The organism is Bacillus sp. FSL W8-0519 (assembly GCF_038005585.1).
In the GTDB taxonomy this organism is placed as follows: Bacteria; Bacillota; Bacilli; order Bacillales; family Bacillaceae_G; genus Bacillus_A; species Bacillus_A paranthracis.
On the sequence record NZ_JBBOTL010000001.1, the window covers coordinates 4,038,946 to 4,058,468 of the forward strand.

At 35.1% G+C, this 19,523-nt stretch carries 27 protein-coding genes and 1 pseudogene; 6 read left to right on the forward strand and 22 right to left on the reverse strand.

What is annotated here, in order from left to right:
• Positions 1-16: 16 nt before the first annotated feature.
• Positions 17-1,117, reverse strand: a complete 1,101-nt coding sequence (gene gcvT / locus NST14_RS21120; protein WP_000631771.1) for a glycine cleavage system aminomethyltransferase GcvT — start codon at positions 1,115-1,117, stop codon at positions 17-19.
• Between the two features lie 391 nt (positions 1,118-1,508).
• Here gcvT and NST14_RS21125 point away from each other — a divergent pair, with 391 nt between their 5' ends.
• Both NST14_RS21125 and NST14_RS21130 read left to right on the forward strand, forming a co-directional pair.
• Entirely contained in the window at positions 1,509-3,191 is a 1,683-nt protein-coding gene (locus tag NST14_RS21125; protein ID WP_001100027.1) for a DEAD/DEAH box helicase, read from the forward strand.
• Positions 3,178-3,972 (forward strand): YqhG family protein, encoded by a 795-nt coding sequence (locus NST14_RS21130; protein WP_001183971.1) that lies wholly within the window; start codon positions 3,178-3,180, stop codon positions 3,970-3,972. The genes NST14_RS21125 and NST14_RS21130 overlap by 14 nt, the downstream gene beginning before the upstream one ends.
• 35 nt (positions 3,973-4,007) lie before the next feature.
• On the opposite strand, the gene NST14_RS21135 is transcribed toward NST14_RS21130, so the two are convergent.
• Together NST14_RS21135 and NST14_RS21140 are read right to left on the reverse strand one after the other, a co-directional pair.
• Positions 4,008-4,139 (reverse strand): hypothetical protein, encoded by a 132-nt coding sequence (locus tag NST14_RS21135; RefSeq protein ID WP_000064661.1) that lies wholly within the window; start codon positions 4,137-4,139, stop codon positions 4,008-4,010.
• A gap of 104 nt (positions 4,140-4,243) precedes the next feature.
• A complete protein-coding gene (locus NST14_RS21140) occupies positions 4,244-4,471 on the reverse strand; it encodes a hypothetical protein (protein ID WP_000032699.1) in 228 nt (75 codons plus the stop codon).
• Positions 4,472-4,544: 73 nt separating this feature from the next.
• Here NST14_RS21140 and NST14_RS21145 point away from each other — a divergent pair, with 73 nt between their 5' ends.
• On the forward strand, positions 4,545-4,661 hold the full coding sequence (locus tag NST14_RS21145; protein ID WP_071727059.1) for a GTP pyrophosphokinase: 117 nt from the start codon (positions 4,545-4,547) through the stop codon (positions 4,659-4,661).
• Positions 4,662-4,801: 140 nt separating this feature from the next.
• Positions 4,802-5,434: a VC0807 family protein gene (locus NST14_RS21150; protein ID WP_001073109.1), complete on the forward strand. Its 633-nt coding sequence runs from the start codon at positions 4,802-4,804 to the stop codon at positions 5,432-5,434.
• A gap of 67 nt (positions 5,435-5,501) precedes the next feature.
• Here the strand turns inward: NST14_RS21150 and NST14_RS21155 are convergent, their stop codons facing one another.
• The 9 genes and pseudogenes from NST14_RS21155 to NST14_RS21195 form a co-directional block, all read right to left on the reverse strand.
• Positions 5,502-5,702 carry a YqzE family protein gene (locus NST14_RS21155; RefSeq protein WP_000106079.1) on the reverse strand — a complete coding sequence of 67 codons (201 nt, stop codon included), beginning with the start codon at positions 5,700-5,702 and terminating at the stop codon, positions 5,502-5,504.
• A gap of 38 nt (positions 5,703-5,740) precedes the next feature.
• Entirely contained in the window at positions 5,741-6,238 is a 498-nt protein-coding gene (gene aroK / locus NST14_RS21160) for a shikimate kinase AroK (protein ID WP_000836628.1), read from the reverse strand.
• A 119-nt stretch (positions 6,239-6,357) separates the two neighbouring features.
• Positions 6,358-7,008, reverse strand: a complete 651-nt coding sequence (locus tag NST14_RS21165) for a 2OG-Fe(II) oxygenase (RefSeq protein ID WP_000183848.1) — start codon at positions 7,006-7,008, stop codon at positions 6,358-6,360.
• A 175-nt stretch (positions 7,009-7,183) separates the two neighbouring features.
• A complete protein-coding gene (gene comGG / locus NST14_RS21170; RefSeq protein WP_000595196.1) occupies positions 7,184-7,555 on the reverse strand; it encodes a competence type IV pilus minor pilin ComGG in 372 nt (123 codons plus the stop codon).
• Positions 7,552-7,878 (reverse strand): annotated as a pseudogene (locus NST14_RS21175) (competence type IV pilus minor pilin ComGF); the annotation flags it as partial. The gene comGG and the pseudogene NST14_RS21175, both read right to left, overlap by 4 nt.
• A 148-nt stretch (positions 7,879-8,026) precedes the next feature.
• Positions 8,027-8,650: a replication-relaxation family protein gene (locus tag NST14_RS21180; protein WP_046941749.1), complete on the reverse strand. Its 624-nt coding sequence runs from the start codon at positions 8,648-8,650 to the stop codon at positions 8,027-8,029.
• Positions 8,592-9,776, reverse strand: a complete 1,185-nt coding sequence (locus tag NST14_RS21185) for an FtsK/SpoIIIE domain-containing protein (protein WP_046941748.1) — start codon at positions 9,774-9,776, stop codon at positions 8,592-8,594. The genes NST14_RS21180 and NST14_RS21185 overlap by 59 nt, the downstream gene beginning before the upstream one ends.
• 115 nt (positions 9,777-9,891) lie before the next feature.
• On the reverse strand, positions 9,892-10,074 hold the full coding sequence (locus tag NST14_RS21190) for a hypothetical protein (RefSeq protein ID WP_046941746.1): 183 nt from the start codon (positions 10,072-10,074) through the stop codon (positions 9,892-9,894).
• Positions 10,075-10,076: 2 nt separating this feature from the next.
• Complete coding sequence (locus NST14_RS21195; protein ID WP_046941744.1) at positions 10,077-10,376, reverse strand: hypothetical protein; 300 nt, start codon at positions 10,374-10,376, stop codon at positions 10,077-10,079.
• A gap of 164 nt (positions 10,377-10,540) precedes the next feature.
• Between NST14_RS21195 and NST14_RS21200 the strand changes: the two genes are divergently transcribed.
• A complete protein-coding gene (locus NST14_RS21200) occupies positions 10,541-10,744 on the forward strand; it encodes a helix-turn-helix transcriptional regulator (RefSeq protein WP_046941743.1) in 204 nt (67 codons plus the stop codon).
• Positions 10,745-10,845: 101 nt separating this feature from the next.
• Positions 10,846-11,682 carry a hypothetical protein gene (locus NST14_RS21205; protein WP_046941741.1) on the forward strand — a complete coding sequence of 279 codons (837 nt, stop codon included), beginning with the start codon at positions 10,846-10,848 and terminating at the stop codon, positions 11,680-11,682.
• Between the two features lie 66 nt (positions 11,683-11,748).
• Here the strand turns inward: NST14_RS21205 and NST14_RS21210 are convergent, their stop codons facing one another.
• From NST14_RS21210 to NST14_RS21255, 10 genes are all read right to left on the reverse strand, one after another.
• On the reverse strand, positions 11,749-12,813 hold the full coding sequence (locus NST14_RS21210; RefSeq protein ID WP_046941739.1) for an N-acetylmuramoyl-L-alanine amidase: 1,065 nt from the start codon (positions 12,811-12,813) through the stop codon (positions 11,749-11,751).
• On the reverse strand, positions 12,810-13,049 hold the full coding sequence (locus NST14_RS21215) for a hypothetical protein (protein WP_046941738.1): 240 nt from the start codon (positions 13,047-13,049) through the stop codon (positions 12,810-12,812). Before NST14_RS21215 ends, NST14_RS21210 begins: the two co-directional genes overlap by 4 nt.
• Entirely contained in the window at positions 13,049-13,285 is a 237-nt protein-coding gene (locus NST14_RS21220; protein WP_046941736.1) for a hemolysin XhlA family protein, read from the reverse strand. Before NST14_RS21220 ends, NST14_RS21215 begins: the two co-directional genes overlap by 1 nt.
• A gap of 46 nt (positions 13,286-13,331) precedes the next feature.
• Complete coding sequence (locus tag NST14_RS21225) at positions 13,332-14,291, reverse strand: tyrosine-type recombinase/integrase (RefSeq protein ID WP_046941734.1); 960 nt, start codon at positions 14,289-14,291, stop codon at positions 13,332-13,334.
• Between the two features lie 207 nt (positions 14,292-14,498).
• Positions 14,499-15,194, reverse strand: a complete 696-nt coding sequence (locus NST14_RS21230; RefSeq protein WP_000434603.1) for a hypothetical protein — start codon at positions 15,192-15,194, stop codon at positions 14,499-14,501.
• Between the two features lie 104 nt (positions 15,195-15,298).
• The gene (locus tag NST14_RS21235) at positions 15,299-15,460 is read right to left on the reverse strand and encodes a hypothetical protein (protein WP_168419601.1); all 162 of its coding nucleotides are present in this window, start codon (positions 15,458-15,460) and stop codon (positions 15,299-15,301) included.
• On the reverse strand, positions 15,460-16,029 hold the full coding sequence (locus NST14_RS21240; RefSeq protein WP_046952024.1) for a hypothetical protein: 570 nt from the start codon (positions 16,027-16,029) through the stop codon (positions 15,460-15,462). Before NST14_RS21240 ends, NST14_RS21235 begins: the two co-directional genes overlap by 1 nt.
• A gap of 14 nt (positions 16,030-16,043) precedes the next feature.
• Positions 16,044-17,489: a BppU family phage baseplate upper protein gene (locus NST14_RS21245; RefSeq protein ID WP_341119125.1), complete on the reverse strand. Its 1,446-nt coding sequence runs from the start codon at positions 17,487-17,489 to the stop codon at positions 16,044-16,046.
• Positions 17,490-17,534: 45 nt separating this feature from the next.
• A complete protein-coding gene (locus NST14_RS21250; protein ID WP_341119126.1) occupies positions 17,535-18,656 on the reverse strand; it encodes a siphovirus ReqiPepy6 Gp37-like family protein in 1,122 nt (373 codons plus the stop codon).
• Between the two features lie 11 nt (positions 18,657-18,667).
• Positions 18,668-19,510, reverse strand: a complete 843-nt coding sequence (locus NST14_RS21255) for a hypothetical protein (RefSeq protein ID WP_000896731.1) — start codon at positions 19,508-19,510, stop codon at positions 18,668-18,670.
• Positions 19,511-19,523: the final 13 nt, after the last annotated feature.

Sequence of the window (19,523 nt, forward strand, 5' to 3'; positions counted from 1 at the left end):
TCTACCCCTCTCCCCGTTACTTTGAACGTTTATAAAATGGTGTTGGAACAACTACTGCTTTGACGCGTTTATTACGAATTTCAATTTCTACTTCTGTATCAACTGCTGCGTATTTTACATCAATTAGTGCTAAACCAATGCTTTTCTTTAACGTTGGAGATTGTGTACCACTCGTTACTTCCCCAATTTTTTCTTCTCCAATAAATACAGGGTAATGCGTACGAGGAATTCCACGTTCAATTACTTCGATGCCGACTAACTTACGAGGTGCACCGTTTTCTTTTTGCTCTTTTAACGTTGCTTTTCCAAAGAAGTCTGCTTCTTTATTTGGTTTTACCGCAAAGCCAATTCCAGCTTCAATCGGTGTAATATCTTTTGATAATTCTTGACCGTAAAGTGGTAATGTTGCTTCGAAGCGAAGTGTATCACGAGCACCTAAGCCACATGGTTTTAAGCCTTCTTCTGCTCCAACTTCAAGAAGTTTCTCCCAAAGTTTTGCAGCATCTTCACTCTTACAGTAAATTTCAAATCCATCTTCACCTGTATAACCTGTACGAGATACAAGTGCTGGAATTCCATCTACAAGAATATCGTTTTTAAATTTAAAGAACTTAATTTCTTTCAAATCTTCTGACACAACTTTTTGTAAAATGCCTTCTGCTTTTGGTCCTTGAATTGCAAGCTGTGCAACTTCACTAGAAACATTGACTACTGTCGCATCGCCAATTACATGGCTAGCTAACCATTCGTAATCTTTCTCGATATTTGATGCGTTGATAACTAATAAATAGTCTTCTTCACCACGTTTGTAGATTAATAAATCATCTACTGTACCACCATTTTCGTAGCACATTGCTGTATATTGTGCGCCCCCTACCTTTAAGGTAGATACGTCATTTGTAACAACACGTTGTAAAAATGCTAAACTATCTACACCTTTTACCTCAACTTCTCCCATGTGAGACACATCGAACAAACCTGCCGCTGTACGTACAGCTTCATGTTCTTCTTTAATGCTTGAAAATTGAACTGGTAACTCCCAACCACCGAAGTCGATTGTTTTCCCACCATACTTCGCGTATACATCAAATAACGGTGTACGTTGTAATGTAATCATGATCTCTCCCCCTTATGCTCTGACAAATCAATAAAAGTTGTTACTCATTTCTAAACATTTTCATTCTAAAAAGATAGGATATACGGAATCTCATTATATTTTTTTATGAAAGCGTAAATAAAAAATCACTTTCTTGGATAAAATACGAAAGATTCCACACATTTCACACCATTATCCTAACATTATTCGCTATATTTCATCAATATTCTAGCATAAAAAATAATTTAGAATTTTTTACGCTTAATCTTATTACATACAGTTTTTAAGATTTAGTCCTTTATCTTTACTTATTGTTTACCTTTCAGTAAGTGTAATAGCGCCTTATTACAAGGCTTATATAGTAAAGATTTTTTCATAATTACTTTAGTTTATAAAAGGTGGGAGAGTCGTAATGAATGTCGATATTTCCATAGATCGAACGTGGCAAAACAATTTTTTAAATAGAATTGATGAAGATGGTCCTTGGACAAACTGGGATTTATATCATTTAGCTTATGAAACAGAAAAATCATTACTTGTTCCTACTTTTGATGGATTACAAGCACCGAAACATTTATCCCATTTCACACCACTGCCTCATCAATTAGAAGTCGCTCAAAATGTTATTGAACAAATGAATGGTAAAGCGATTCTAGCAGATGAAGTAGGACTTGGAAAAACGATTGAAGCTGGACTTATTTTAAAAGAATATATGGTCCGCGGCCTTGTGAAAAAAGTACTTATACTCGTTCCAGCCTCTCTCGTATCACAATGGGCATACGAATTAAATACAAAGTTTTTCATTCCAGCTGTAGCTCAAAAGAAAAGCTACTCGTGGGAACAAGCCGATGTGATTGTATCATCAATTGATACTGCAAAACGTTCCCCACATCGTGATATCGTTTTGAACTTAGAATATGACCTTATTATTATCGATGAAGCACATAAACTTAAAAATAATAAAACAAAAAACTATGAATTTGCACAGCGATTAAAAAAGAAATTTTGTTTATTATTAACCGCTACTCCTGTTCAAAATAAGATTGATGAAATTTTCAACCTTGTTTCTTTATTAAAACCAGGACACTTAGGCAATCAATCCAATTTTGAAGAATATTACGCTTCAAAAAATCGTTCAGCCGAATCTGATGAAGATTTAAAAGCTCTTATTAACAAAGTGATGGTCCGAAATCGGCGCCATAATACTGGGATTGATTGGCCAAAGAGACATGTACGTACAATTTTTGTTGAGTTTAATAAAGAAGAGCAAGATTTATATAACAATATTGAAAATTGGCGAGGACAAGATGCATTCACATCAGCTTTCTCATCGTTAACTTTAAAACGGGAAGCGTGTAGTAGTCGTGAGGCTGTTTACTATTCATTAAAAAAACATGTAGAAAAACGACAGAAGGAAAATGAGAATTACGTAAAAGATCCGCATATTGATGTGCTAATGGACAAAATTAACCGTATTCCTTTTAACTCAAAAGCAAATAAAGCGCTAGAGCTTATAAAAGAAATTGACGATAAAGTCGTCATTTTCACAGAATACCGAGCGTCACAAATGTACTTACAATGGTTTTTACAACAGCACGGTATTTCTTCTGTCCCATTCCGCGGCGGATTTAAACGGGGAAAGAAAGATTGGATGAAGGAACTTTTCCAAAATCATGCGCAAGTGCTAATCGCAACGGAAGCTGGTGGTGAAGGAATTAACTTACAATTTTGTAGCCATATGATCAATTACGATTTACCATGGAACCCAATGCGCCTTGAACAAAGAATCGGACGTATTCACCGCCTTGGTCAAAAGAATGATGTTCATATTTATAACTTAGCTACAAAACACACTGTGGAAGAACATATTTTGAAACTGTTATATGAAAAAATTAATTTATTTGAGCGTGTGATCGGTGAACTTGATGAAATTTTAACGAGAATTAATATGAAAAACATCGACGCACACATTCAAGAAATATTTGCGCAATCAAAAAGCGAAGGAGAAATCCGAATTAAGATGGAAAACTTAACATCTATTATCGACTTTGCGAAGCGAAATGAAGCTGAGGTGCAAGGCTATGCAGCAACATGAAATTCATAATTACTTATACAATTTTTTTGAGGCGAATAACTGTGAAATTTTAGAACGTTCTCCTCATCTATTGGATGTGCAATTAACAATTGAGATGGATAAATTATTAATGAACCGTCCTTTTTATTGGCACTATCTTGAGAAGACAGGAGGCGTACCGAATCCGATGCGCCTTACTCTTATTACAAATCCAGAAAATGAAGAAAACGATGGTGAACTTATTCACTACGGTTCACCACGTCTTCATCAAATTTTTCAAACGACAAAAGAATTAGGCTCTTACATACGCTTATATGAGGAAGTACGGCATAGCGGAGCAACGCATACACCGCTCCATCCGTGGCTCGGTGTAAATATAAAAGTTTCCTATCAATGTGATCGAAAAAAAGATATCCTCCACTCGATTGGCATTCATCTTATTTCTGGCACAATGATTGCAAACTTTCATGAAACATTAACTAAAATTAAACTTACACCGAAAATACCTGACTTTTGTTTTACGCTCTCGCCTATTATTAAACCGCAAAGCGGTTTACAACGCATAGAGGATGCTTTAAAAAGCATTATTGCAGAAGATGACCATACGTGGGCGAAAGAAGCAAGAGTGCGCTGGAATCACGATTTGGACCTTTTAAATCGTTTTTATGAAGAAAGTGATGAACTTCCTGAAAGCTATGAAATTGAAAAACAAGCACTGCAAGAACAATATGAACCCCGCATTACAGTACAAATTATTAACGGTGGACTCTTTTATGTTACCGCGAATCATTTTCTAACTTAAAAAGCCCCTTCTGTTTTAGAAGGAGCTTTTTTGAGTTATCCTCTATCGCCATTACGCTCTTGTTGTTTTTGCTTTGCCATGCGTTTTTGATGCGCACGATCCTTTGCACTCACATGATTAGCATCAGTTGGAAGATTTTCTTTTGAACGACCAATTCCATTGCTCATTATTTCCCCTCCTTTTTATATCTTTCAAAATACACCCTTATTTTCAGCTAGAGACACCATCCTTATACAAAAAAATAAGAGCAGCCGTTAGCTACTCTTACTTCTTACTCACTCACATATTTTTGAAACATATCATGGATGCCTTTATTTACTAGGTTCGAGATCTGCTCGTCAGATTTATTCGGATAACGATCACGCAATCTGATAGATGCCTTCACCATTAAATTTTCTAATACAGAACGGCCGCCTTCTCCATAAATAATTTCAGCATATTCAACAAGCCTTCCATCCTCTACTGTTGCTGGATTATGATTGAAGAAAAATTTACTCATTGCCTCCACCTCTCTCTTTTGTTAACGTTTACATTTATATAAATTATTTATGTTATTTATTTCACAATATTGTATGCATGTATATTTAATTAGTTTCATTATAAAGCAACATATCGATAGTAAATATGTGATTTTCCGTCTATTTTGTGAACAAACTAAAAATGAAAGCGTTTCCTTTATTGTATACTAAAAAAACTTACTACGCTAGGGGTATTTTTTTCAATCTACTAAACATATACTTTTTCTTTTTCTTTTTCTTTTTCCACTAAACCTTATACAATTTTCAGAAATTATATTATAAAATATATGTATGACTTAAGGAGGCTGTATATGAATCAAAATAAAAAAGCTATATTAGATCTTGTCTTTTATCTCGTAATCCCATTCCTCATTTGGAAATTTGCAAAACCTTATATCGATCCTTATTACGCAATGTTACTTTCCTCTGTTCCGGGGATTATTTATACACTGTATACCTTTAAAAAAGAAAAACAGTTTAACGTAACAGGGTTCTTTATTTTAATTACACTCATTTCTAATACAACGGTAGATCTATTATCTGGATCAGCTGAACGAATGTTGTGGAACGATGCGTATTATCACATCGTACTCGGTATTATCGTTATATGCACAATTTTTATAAAAAAACCACTTATGTTATATTTCGCAGCAGATATTGCTGCACTGCAAGGCCATGACCGTGATAAAAGTCGTGAACTGTATCGTGATAGTCGTATCTATCCAGCATTGCAATATTTAACGCTCTTTTTCGGTCTACAATTCATATTAAAAAGCTTCTTAAAAATTTATTTCATCTCTGTTTTCGGTGTAGATGGCTACGGTGAAATGAGAGCAATTATGACCGCTGTTGGATGGGGCATTTCCATTTGTATCGGAATTGGATTTGTCTGGGTGAACAATAAAATACATGCCGTTACAGAAGAAAAAGAGTCTATGCAGTAAATGAAAATCCCCTAGTAGTATGATGCTACTAGGGGATTTTCATTTTGCTACACATATTACGAAATCTTTAACTTGATTTTTTTCTTTTATTTTTTACGTTTTGATAAAACAAAGCAGCACTTAGCGGCATAACACCAAACCACTTATTCATAAATGGCTCTTTTTCAGCACGACGTTGTTCTTTCTTTTGTTTACGATCTTCTTTTGGAGCATCCATATACGACACAAACTGCTGTGTCACAAAGCGAACATAATCATTAGTAGACATATTATCATCACCTCTACTTGATTAGTATGTCCACTTTTTTATTCATTAATCTTTTCTTTTAATTCATCCATAATTTGCTTTACAGACTTATTCGTCGTATCGATATGAATATGAGCCTCTTCATAATAAGCTCGGCGCGATTCGAATTTCGTTACAAATGCATCTATATCTTTCTTCTGAAATAGTGGACGTGTCGTATCTTCACGAAGCCTTTCTGCAATTACATGTGGATCACAATATAAATACACGACAGTTCCATTTTCCTTCATCCACTTTCGGTTTTCCTCTCGCTCAATGATTCCACCGCCAGTTGTAATGATTACATTTTCAACAGGTAGTGAACGTAACATCTTACTTTCATATTCCCGAAAAGCCATTTCACCTTCTTCGGCAAAAATATCACGAATCTCCTTCTCTTGCTTCTCTTCAATTTTTTGATCTGTATCTATAACATCCATATGAAGTTCTTTACTTAATGCTTTTCCAATTGTTGTTTTCCCAGCTCCCATATAGCCGGTTATGTATATAGATTTCATTTTCGTTCCTCTCAATCGTCATGTATTACTTGTTATTATAACGAAAGATGCTACTTTATTTAATAAAAAAACGTTTTGTTCTTCTTATACACTGAAGAACAAAACGTAACATACTCGCTTTATCTATAAGTACCTCTTCTCACCCACTGTGTTGCAATCCATTTCTCACCTTTCGTTACAGGTGCCCCTCCGTGTAACGTAAGCTCATTTAGTGATTGATCTTGATAGAAATACTCAAAGTATACTGCCATTCCCTTTCTAGGGTGCACAGAAAGATTTAATTTCGGAAAGAAAGTTTCTCCGCCTTCTTCTACATCATTTAAGTACATGACAAGCGTACTAATACGATTATTAGCAGCTGATCTACTATGTTCGGCAAAATAATCATAGTGTGCTTTATATTGTTGATCCACTTCATAATTTAAAATGTGTAATCCTTCTCCATGCGAAACAGGAACATTCATGATAGATGAAATTCGTTTTTCAATCTTCGCAGTAAGTTCATTATCATCTAAAAATGCACCACTACTCGTTCGAATATCATTTACATCACGTGATGAACCAACTTTAGAACGTGCTAATTTATTTTTAGACAATTCAATTAATTTATCGCACTCTTCATCACTTAATACATTTCCTAACACGACAATAAGAGGTTCTTCGAATTTTGAAATAATTTGTATTTCCCTATCTTCTGTCATAATTGCATTTCCTTTATGATCAAAAATAGTTTGTTCCTTATTTTCACCTATTTGATTGTTGTTTGTCATTTCCCTATTCTCCCTAAAAATAATGATTGGATAGCATGAATATATCATATTCTTTCTACCTTTCTCTTTTTTGAGAAAATTTAAACTTTTAATTGTTTTATTTATCCATTTCCTTTTAAAAAACAGCCTATTTTCAAATGATAAATCATGGTTTTTTATCCATATATTTCACATACTATCCTTCTATCCAATCGAATATTTTCTCATCTTTTTTTCTATACCGAAAGCTTACTTTATAGAAAACTTCCTGTTTTATTTTGCACTGCAATGAAACGAGAATAACGTCGTTTTCAAATACGTAATTTCCACTCGCTTCGCCCTTTTCATATGAAAAGAAAAAAGTATCTTCCTTTTCTTTTTGCCGTAAGTCTTTTTTTATATTTGTAATAGATTGATTTAGTATTTCCTCCAGTACAAACTTTTGCTCTATTTCAATATAAAATTTTTTATCTATAAGCAACATATTCGTTTCGTATATAAAGAACGAAGTTAATAATATAAGAAAAATGATTGTTCCTGGCATCGTAAATCCATCTTGTTTTATCATACATGTATTCCCATTTCGCTATACCTTATAGCTACACCTTCATATTTTTTCCCGCTCCTATCTTTCACATTGATAAAGAGCAAATGAGGTGTTACTTCATACGAAACCATTTCAACATTTTGTAATATAACTTCTCTTCCGCGCATGTTTACTTTTCTTATAAGGTGATTATTCAATTTTTCATACGTCACTTCATCTCCAGTGCGAAGACGGAAGCGCAACATACTCTCTCTATTTTCAGGAACTATTTTTTCCACAAATGATACTTCACGAAACTCTAACTGTACTTGTCCTACAAATAGATACACCCCTTTTATTTGTTTTTCTGACCTTTTAAACACCTTGTTATATCAAGGTTTTTATTAACGAGCTTTTCCAACTGTTTTCTAGTCTTTTCTAAAAAGTGGGGCAAAGGTGGGGCATTACTACAAAAAGGGGGGCAAAAGAGCTGGACTTTCATTCAGCTCTTTTTTATTGAAATTCCGGGACGACATACACCTTCACGTAAACGCCATTCTTTATTGCAAATTGTTCTAAAGTTTTTTGTCTGTATTCCGTTACTGTAAAAAAATGAACGATTGGTATTTTCCCCTTATATTTATCTTTGTAGTATGTTGTAAACTCACCATACCTTTTCATTTTCTCACTGTTTATATACATCATCTGCGTTCGATCTATCTCAACAGCATTTAATATTCCTTCTTCATCTCGGAATTTTACATCTGGAATAATTGTCTGCTTTTTATCATCTATTTTATAACGTATAGGTGTTTCTATCTGCCAGTCATCGGGACAAAACAGATAGAGCCACGCTTCATTTCTCATAAGGCTGTGAGCTAATCGACTATTTGGTACAATCTTTTCTGTATCATCGAACAGTTCACGGCCCTTTTTATTTAAGTAATACACGTACTCTTTTTGGTACACTGTGTTATTTACGTATGGACTGAGGTCCTTCAAAATACGATTTGCGTTACGTATACCACCCATATCGTGCACCGCCATTAAATGCCTGCGGGTTGCGAATTTCAACTTTCTAATCGAGGTCAGAATCGTCATCTGACGGTTGATTTTGATATGTGTCTGGATGTTCATCTTTCTTCACCTCGTATTGTTTTAGATGTGCCCACATCTGCTTATCACTAATAAAAGGTACCTGCAGTTCTGTTAATCGATCTGTTTTATAAATAGCTCTACCAGGTAACGACGGTAATGTCTCTAATCCTGATTCATCAATGACAACCTCAGACGCCTTGTATGTCGGTAATCTGAACCCTAACTTAGCGTCAGACATTTGCTTTACGACTGATGGTATTGAAGTAACCGTAGGATACTGTGTAGCCAAAATTAAACGAAAACCCAAGCCACCCGATACAGTCGCTATATAACTAAGCATATACTGACACTCTTCCCGAATCTTGTTAACATGACGCGGTAACCCTTTTGCTGGAGCAAGCACTGCACCTTCATCAACAATAATGAAATATCGATCCCTTTCTTTTGTTTCAACTATATTTTTATAGCCATTACTTTTCATAAACTTTCCACGCTCTTCAATTTTTTTCATAATTTTATTTAGTACATGATGTGCTTTCTCTACAGAATCAGCAACTTCTGACACTTGTTTCAAATTACTAAACTCGCTAAATTCCAATCCTTTTTCCTTTAAGTCAATTAAATACACATGAGCATGTTCCGGATTCGCCTCAATCAAGGTAGTAAGTAGTACTTTCAAAAACACCGTTTTCCCCATCCGTGTAAGACCGCCTAAAACCATATGAGGAGTTTTATCAAAGTCGTGATAAATCAATCTTTCGAGACTTTGCCCCATTGGTACACGCCATCTACCTTTTCCCACTAAATTTTCAGTCCATCCCCACTTCTCCGGTATATCTTTATGAAAAACACGAATCATCAATTTGTAATTATTGTATTTGATACGTACAGGTTTATTAAGTCCTTCACTAACAACGTCCTCAACTTTTTGTATTAATTTCGATGGCATCCCTAATGGTAATTTATATACATAAGTCGTACTACGATCATCTTCTTTTCGTTCAAGAAAGACTGGATAATGTAATTTCTCATCCTTCTTAATTGCAATTCCACTTACTTCAAAAAACACTTGTATCTTCTTTCTATCATCGTTTTTACTTTTAAACTTATCACTTACTAAGGCATAGGTAAGTGCTGCCGTAGGAATCACCAATAATTCCAACATATCAAATCACTCCTAATATATCCTTATAGGATATAGTTGCACTCTTTTGGAATATAACGGGACGGGCCTTTTCTTATACCCTTCCTAATGTCCAAATCTTCCACATTGTATTCCTTCATAGAAACGCAACTAGAACATAACGTAGAAGGTATAGAAACGAGCCTGTAAGTGTTGTATACAAGGTTACACGTGGAAGCCAATATGGAACACTTCTCCCCATTTTTTTTGCTGCCTTCATAGCAATTACTGACAACCCGGTTGCTGTCCAAACAATTACCGCTTCTCCTGCAAGAGTCATGTTTATTCCTCCTCTTTTTCACGGAATACAATACCTTTTCTTGTAAGGACTGCATCATAACAGTCCATTAAAGTTTCCCAATTTAAAATGTCTTCTTCCTCACCGTATAGATCCTCTTCAATAACCTGGGATAAACTGAAATACCTTTTATACTCCTTGTTATTAAACACTTCATGATTTTTCATGTGATTCATAATTGATTCCGTTTCTAGTCTTGATTTGGATTCGTTATACATTTGACGTAATTCTTTTGAAGGATGTAAATATGGAGTTGTATTCAAGTGGTTATACTGCCAACGCATGTAATCCTCTCCCTCTCTAGATGTCCTTAGTTCCACTTGGTATTCCTCGTGGTCTTGATATAGGTATATGAACTAGAATGAAATACATTGCCTGTCCATCTTAAATTTATTTTTTAAAAGGACAAAAATGATTTCACAAGAATATACATATAGGGGGTGGGAATTTGTTACGTAGCAATTTAAAACAAATTGTAGATGAAAAAGGATTACGTTACGGATTTGTAGCTAAAAAAGTTGGTATAGCTAATTCTACAATGACCAACTTGCTTCAAGGAGGATCACCAACACTTTTAGTTGCGATTAGAATCGCTAAAGTCCTTGATGTGCGAGTAGAAGATATATGGATAGAAGATACAAAAAAAGAATAATCTGCGTATCATTAAAAAATCTTACATTTTGACCAACAAAGAACGCGTTTTTTGATATACTATATATTGTAATTTTAAAACATTATTTGGGAGGACACACTGTGAAGAAATTATTATTATCTTTAGTTTGTGGATTAATTATTTTAGGTTCCGCTTGTTCAAAAGAAACGACATCAAAAGAAGAAACATCTAAAGGAAAAGGTACAGAAACACAAAAAACTCAATCTGAAAAAGTTTTAACTAAAGAAGAATTTGAGAAAATGTACTCAAACCCAAAAGAATATAAAGGGAAAAAAGTTGATTTTTATGCTAAAGTATTTGTTCAACCTGAAAGAGACAAAGACGGAACATACATACAAGGATGGGCTGGCCCTAACAACAGTATGAATACTATAATTGGTATTAAAGATACTAAAATTGATGTACAAGTCGAAGATATTATACATATAAAAGGTGAAGTTAAAGATACTTTCGAAGGAAAAAATGGATTTGGAGCAACATTAAAAACACCATTAATTCTTGCTTCTAGTATTGAGAAGTCTGATTATGCAACTGCTTTTGCTCCTGCGAAGAAAACAATCGAAGTCAATCAAGAACAAAATCAAAATGGTTACAAAATTTCAATCAAAAAAATTGAAATCGCCGATAACGAGACAAGAGTATTATTCTCAATAAAAAATGAGGCCGCTGCTAAGTTTAATTTCTACGAATTCAAGTCAAATTTAGTAGTAAATGGTCAACAATTTGAACGTACAGATAACTACGAAGCTAAATATCCTAAAATACCAAACGATCTAATGCCTGGAGTTACAGCCGATGCTACATTAGCATTCCCAAAATTACCTGTAGATAAAGGAGAGATTCAAATATCTCTTGAAGGTTCAAGTGAAAATTACGAATTAGAAATGAAGCCATTTAATTTTAAAATTCAATATTAATACAGAAATAAGAGCTGTCAGAAAGACAGCTCTTATTTTATTCATCAAACTATTCTTTTATAAAAATCACTTCACGTACAAGTAGGCTTCACTTGCAGTAATATAGTACGTTTTACCTTTACTATTGTGTACTTTATATTGCGGGGATCCATTTACGTTTATTTTTGCGTCAATTGTAAAACCTAAACCTGCATCTACAGAACCAGCAACATCTTTATCATGCCAAGATGGAGCATCATAGAATCGTAGATTATTAACTTTAGAAACAACGCGTTTACCTACAATAGAGGAATCCACTGTACTTTTCTTGCTAAATTTCACATAAGATGGATCATTTTTAACCCATTGTTCACCGCCAAGGTTTAACCAACCATCTTTTTCAGCCCATACAACATAAGCTTCTGGTTTGTTTAACTGTCGAATCTTAGAATAGCTTGTACCAGGTCCTTTACGTAAGTTAACGTTGTAACCTTCAATATAAGCAATACCATCTGTTACAGCCGTTGGAACCTCCGCTGGTTTAGATGGCTTCTCAGGAATAGAAACTTCAACATTAGAGTTATTGTATGCTCGTTGTACATCAGCGCGGAATTGAGCTTCTGATACACCATGAGACTTTAAGTAATCAAGTGGGTCTTCATGATCTGTACCGCCAAGATATTTCGTCACATCGTAGTGAGTCCACAATCCTTTTTCTACTGATATTCCACGGTCACGAAGGATTTTAGCCAATAATTTCACGTATTTATCATAGCTACGTTTGAATTTTTCATAATCTCTTGTTTCACATAACTCCACATGAACAAATCGTTTATTCGCCCCTGGTCCAGCTCCATAAGCAATGTATTTCGTATCAGCAATTTGGATTGTTTCATTCCAATCAACGGCGTAATGGACGAATGCTGAACGCCATGTACGAGACTCATATTTTTGAATATTAATAGCTGGCGCTTCTGGAGTTGCTGTACTATGCGCCACAACGCCTTCATACACACCAACACCATTACGGTATGGTTGTTTAGGTAAATCAGGAATAATAAGCGTTCTATCAGCAAAAGCACTTGTTGCGACAGATAAAACTAAAATAACAGTAAAGATTACAGAAGAAATATGTTTAAATGTCTTTTTCATTTCACATCAGCATCCTTTTTCATAATTTTTGTATGGTCAAATAATCCACTTGCTGATAGACCAATGATGATTCCTTGAAACACATTTGTTTTGATATCTCCGCCCAAAAATAAAACGCCTAGCACAATGCCAAGCGTTAAGTTTAATAACGGAATATATTTTGTTTGTAATCCAATTGTTTTTACAATCTGGGAAAGACCAACTACAATTCCAATCATTACAGCTAAACTAACCATTACATGCCACCTCCTTTCATTAAGAAAGTGAGAATTCCGCCAATAATTCCCCCTACAATAAGTCGTAAGATCCAAGTAGTATTGGCACTGATTTTATCTAGCTGTTTGTTAATATTGATAATGTCTTTTTCGTTACCAGTTGTTCGTATTTCTAAGCTTTTAATTTCTAAACGAATGTCCTTGATATCTTGCTTGATTTCTTGAACATCACTTCTTACTTCTTGTAGTCCATCCACTTCAATCACCTCATTTCAAAATAAAAAGAAGCCAAATTATGCTTCTTTACGCTGCAAAGCAACTCGGATCCATTCCGAAAATATCTGCAATATCTTCCTCGCTCCTATCTTTTAAATAGGATTGTGTTGTTGAAATATCCGAATGATTTGCAAGTGATTTTAATTTTTCTAGTGGTACACCTTGCACTTTTAAATTATCTAATCTGCTATGACGGAAACAGTGAGGATTAATTTTATATTCCTTACCTTCTTTTTCGTATAGCATCTTAGCAAATATTTTGCACCAATAATTAAATACGCTCTTATTTAACGTTTTTCGTTCACCATTCTTATAAACTCTTACAAACAAATCTGGAATAGCATCTTTACCTCGTTGATTTATATATAAACGAATACATTTCTGTACTCGGGGATTGTAGTATAATCTAAACTTTTTACCGCGCTTCCCTCGGACAACATTTGTATAATATTGTTCTGTCAGTCCTTCTTTTCGAACTTGGTAAACCTCATTTTTTCTAGCTGCACTGTAATAAGAAAGAGCTAAATAAGTTGCTAGCATATATTTCTCTTGTTCAAGTAACTCATCGATTAACCAATTGATTTGATCCTCAGTAATAAATGTAATTTCTCTAATTGGATTCTTAGGTAAACCTCGCACCCTCGAACCTACATTGAATTCATAATTATAGTCATCATCATCTGCGCAAAATTCAAGTGCTGAACGTAAAGCACTCATCAATCCATTTACACGCGCATTAGACATCCCCATATCCTGAAAAGTAATAGATAAATTTCGGATATCCTTTCGGGTTAAATCAATAAGATTTTTATTTTCGAAGTGTTCATGTATTAGAAACAAAATAATTCGTAAATCCCAATGATATTGCTGTAAAGTGCTTGCCGCTTTTCCTTGTGCTTTCTTTTCAATTAGAAAATCTTTGACTAGGTTTTTATTTTCTTGGCTAACATGCTTTTCATAAATTACTTGATCTACTATTCGTTTCACACTGATCATCTCCTCAAAATAAAAAGAGAAGCAAATTAATCAGCTTCTCTCATTCAAATAAACATATTTAATTATTTATTAAATTCATTTAATATTGAATATATCCCTCAAGGAAGGGGGTGTAAAACATGTCAGGTTCTTCAAAACCATCTGGACAACCTATCAAATTACCAGATAGTTCCGTAAAGAGACCAACCTTTGAGGCTCCTACTCCTCCCCCTCGCGATTAAATGGGATTTGTGGGTTTAAATGGTCTAACTCATTCACTATCATTCCAGATTTTACGTCTACATAACTTCGTTTGACTGGATATTGATAATACTCATGAGATTTTTTCCATTGCTCCGATTGGTCTAAAACTAAAGATCGTTCCGTCTCGTAAGGGCGGGACGTCCTTATTACTGCTCCATATATTTTTTCGTCAGGTTTATCTATTTTATACATTTCTACAATTAGAGCCTGCTCTTCCTCTTTTTCTAAACTAATAAAAAATGCATCCCAAACACTGGTTTCTTCTGAAAGTACTGACACCTTACGTTGAACTCTCACTTTATTCACTAATTTTAAAACAACCATATTAAAGTATCTTCCCCACGCATACGCTGTTACAAAACTATAGAATACACTGAATAATACATAAAACAGTAAAAATGAAAGATTCATAGATAAAGCACTTATTTCATTAAGGTTTGTAATATAAATCTTAGGTGACGCAAATATAAAAACAGTTAAGTTATATGTTGCAAGTGTTAATCCTGTAATAGGAACCCATAATAACGCAACAAGCCCCAGCATTTCAGTGGGAGTATGTTTCACAGTTGGATTCAATCCAAATAATTGTAACCAAAAATATGCTAGAATTCCTGGTAAAGAAAATATAATTATTGAAATAAACTGTTCCATCTATTCACCTCATATATTTCATTAACTTCATAAATCGGATATTCTCCTTCTATATTAAAGAAAAGGAGAGATGATGTCTCTCTTTTTCTCATCAAAGCCGTATTTTATAATAAATAAGCCGTTACTACGCTATCTGTAATTAAATCAGCTCGTCCATTGTCAGTTAGGTATTTATCAATACGCTCCTTGTACACCTTCATTTTGATAATAATAAACGTATACGTAAAAGCTCCATCGATAACACGTTGTGCCATGTATTCAGCCATTAGTTACTACCTCCTTCTAGTGTTTCTGGAGTATTAGAAATGATGAGATCATCAATCGCCGATTGCATAAGGATCAAGCGTTTCTTTAACTCTGCTAATTCATCTGGAGTTGGATTTTGTATAATCATTTCATCCATCGCTTGCTGCATTAATTCCTGTTGCTTCTTAATTTTTTCTAATTCAGATGGTTCTTGTGGTTGTGGTTCTTCTGGCTTAGGTTCAACCGTTTTCACCCATTTACCTTCCTTGAATACAGGATCATAAGCTAACCAAGGACAAACCTCTAGCGTGCAGTTAGGAGGTAGGTCAGGCTCATACCCTACAATGACGTCTTCTTCATACGGTACTTTAACCTTTACAAACTCCACGCTACGCATTACGCAGTTAGGACATTCGTATTTACCTTCTTCATCAGTTTGGTGTAACTCACATAACTTTTCTTCTATGACAACTCCTTTATGTTCTTCACGTTCGAAAGTTCTCTTCTCGTAAATCGGTTTTTCTTCAATAGGAATCATCTCCGTAAACTTGCCGTTTTCGTCATAACAATAACCGTAGTATTTAGCCATGATATTTCCTCCTTTTAGTCGACTACGTAAGTTTCTGAAATATACATATTCTTACCAGACGCGTCTATACGAATTCCACCATCGGGTTGTATCATCATATAGACGGGAGTGCCATCCTCAGATAACACGTACCTATAAAAGTTATCTATTGGTCGCATATCTACTGGTAGAGTTGCTACTATATTTCCAGTAGAACCAACATTTCGAGTTACAGCTAAGTTCACAGTAACTGTATTTCCTCTACGAGTTGCCACGTTAGGGTATCCGATTGGATTAATAGCAGTAGCATCCGCCGTCAAGACTAAATTAGCACGTCCGTCTTTTGCCATCTTGATAGTGCCATCACCTTTAAACTCAATTCCTTTAGCCCAGTCCCACACACCACTATCGGGTGTAGTCTCAGGGGCAAAAAGTAAACTATCGCTATCAGGATGATGAAGCACCCACGCTCTCTTCCCTGAGTCTGACTTATACACACTAGAGAAAGCATTTGTATAAGTAACTGTACCTGCCATCGCGCCACCATTTTTAGAAAGGAGGTTGTCTGCTTGTACGATTGTTTCGCCAGTCTTGCCGTTAACAAACCACAAATACCTACTTGCAGGGGAATTCCAAGCAAAGTAATTCCCCTCACCATCTATAGCTTGAGCAACTATAGATTTTCCTTCTCTCGTGTGAAATTGTAGTTCTTGGTTAGTAAGAAATCTTAGCCAACCCTCCATCGTACTGCCTGTTTTCTTCACGAGATTTGTCTGACCATTAACTATGAAATTATCGGGTCTGAACTCTATTTGCTTGCTCCAGTCCCAGTCAGAGTTATCCGCTAACCGTGGAGCCATTACGACACTATCATGAGCAGAGTCCCTAAAGACAAGCCAATCTCGTTTACCTGTTTCTCCCTTGAGTCTCATGATGATATTATTATCAATATCAAGAGGACCTGTCATCGTTCCGCCCGTTTTTGGTAATGCTCCCTTCGCTAATTCCCCTGCTGCAATAATCCCGTTAATATCTACACCCTCAAGTTTCTTACCTGCTTCAATTGCTTTTTGAATAATTGTAAATTCATTTGTACTTTCAATCGCTTCATCACTTGACAACGAATCATTTACTACAAAAAAGAACTTTTGTGTATCAAGGATTCTATCCTCTTCCTCAATATGGATCTGTGCAATTACATTACCAACTGAAGCCAAAGTTTGAGTCTTTAATACAATTTGATATTTCCCCTTCATTGCATTAATCGGTTGGCAATCGTTTTGGAATACACGAGTTCCATCCGGTTTTCTAAATGACATCCGCACCGATTTTGCTTGGCTTAAATCAAGCTCCGCACCTTTATTTGTTATTGTTACTAATAATTTAGCGGAGTTTCTATCATTTTGAGAAAAGTGGTTGGAATAAGTTGTTGATGTATCATGTACTAAATCTACGTTAATTTCATAGGTCTTGAATGTCATAAAATCACTCCTTTATGCAAAATAAAAAAGACCCATACTATGGTCTTAGTTTCTAATAATGTTATTTATTTGTGCGAATTCACGCTGCAATAGCTTTCTTACATCCAAACGTGTTGTTCCAAATGTTACTTTTAACTCCCGTTTGTTGTTCTGATACACCTCTTCCACATCTGTAACCCTAGCATCCATTTGAACACCGATTTTATCATCTTCACATGTTACGATATCCCCAAGTGTCCAATCCTTTTCATATTCCATTCCAGGTTTTTCAGTGACATAAGAAACAAATGAAACAATCTTACTAAATTCATTTTCTAATTTTTGTTTCCCACGATCTTTAAGCATCTTTATAATTTCAGATTCAGGTTTCTCTTGCTTATCTTCGGTTTGATTACTTATATCTCGAGCATCGATGAACACTTCTTTACGAGCAAGTCCAGTTGCTGCTTCTGTATACGTCTCAACAATTCGTCTATCCTCACCTTCACCCTGCCCACCAACATACGCTGTGTTTTTATAACTGGATGTATCTTTTTCAAATTCTCTTTCCAAGACATTTTCTAGACTTGTTGAAAAGATAACTGGCGGATATGTCTGTTGATTCCTAGTCAGATTTTTCCCTGCTTGTACATCAAACACAAATTGCCTTGCCTCTTCATCTAAATAAACATCCCAACCTAATCCAGAAGCCAAAGAAATTTCCTTTAGCTGTTCTGCTAAATTTTTAAGACGGCTTTCGACTTGAAGATAATTACCACGTTTCTGGTTTGCTTTTAAAACTAAATTTGGTATCAGTCGAGCGGAATCAGACGGATACACAGCATGTCTATCTACATAATGTTTCATAACCGTTTCAGCCTCAGCATACCTTCTATCATGAGTTGTATGAGAAGGTGGTATAATAATTCGATTTCTCAATATTGCCTTAATCTGATAGCCCTTAACGGTTCTTATATCATTCTTATCAATATGATAGCTAGTAATAATACCCGCGCGTTTTTCATCAATTAAAATGAAATTGTCGTCAAATAAAGCTATTGCATATTGCGCATCATTCGGAATTTTGAACTCAAACGTCCCAACATCTTCCCAAACTCTCTTAAAAGTCAGCGACTCATAATCATTAATTTCTCCGATTTTTTCTAATTCTGGTGTATATATAATCATGTTTTACCCCCTTACAATCTTGATGGTCTGAAACAAAACTCCGGTATAATTACTGTACTTGTCTCCGAAAAAATACTTGTAAATCGTAAGGATCCGTCTGGATGTAAATATAAGAATTGCGCTTTCCCATCAGAACCCCATGCAAATACCCCCTGAGCTTTTGAGGGCCCAACGGGTAGTTTGCAAATATCTTTATTTGTTCCGTAAACTCCACCGCCACAAGTTCCCTCTACGTGATAGACTCCGTACCCATCTACCCAGTATCTAAGAGGATTTCTGTAGTCACTCACCATCATATCCGACCAATAATTTAAATAATTAGGTACCATTTTTACACCTAATTGTTTTTTTGCATATAAACCTGTTTGCCCTTGTAAATCACAAAAACTACGATCATCTGTGATTTGTGTACTATCTATATAAGCCTTGCCTTTGGTAATTCGAACTTGCGCAATCGGTAATTCATAGATAATCCCACCATTGTTCATGTCATCTTGCTGTAAAGCTGGTGGCACTGGAACATCTGCTATAGCACCTTTTTTTATCATAAGATTAATCGATCTAGTCGCAAGATTTAACTGTAAGATAATCCGATCTATACGATCTAGCGTAGTATGTGCTGGGTCGTGAGTAAAAATCTTTACTCCATCTATAATGTATCCCCTGCCGCATATCACAGCACATCCTTTATTTACAACTACTTTCATTCCGTTAGTCAACGGTCCCATACTCAACTCGTCCATATAGCCTTTTACGACCCCAGTCCCAAAAAACATATCAAATAATTGAGCGAAATCACTAGAATTGTATAATTTATCGTCACCATCAAAGAAAAAAGAACGCTCTCCTGCCATGCGTTCTCACCCC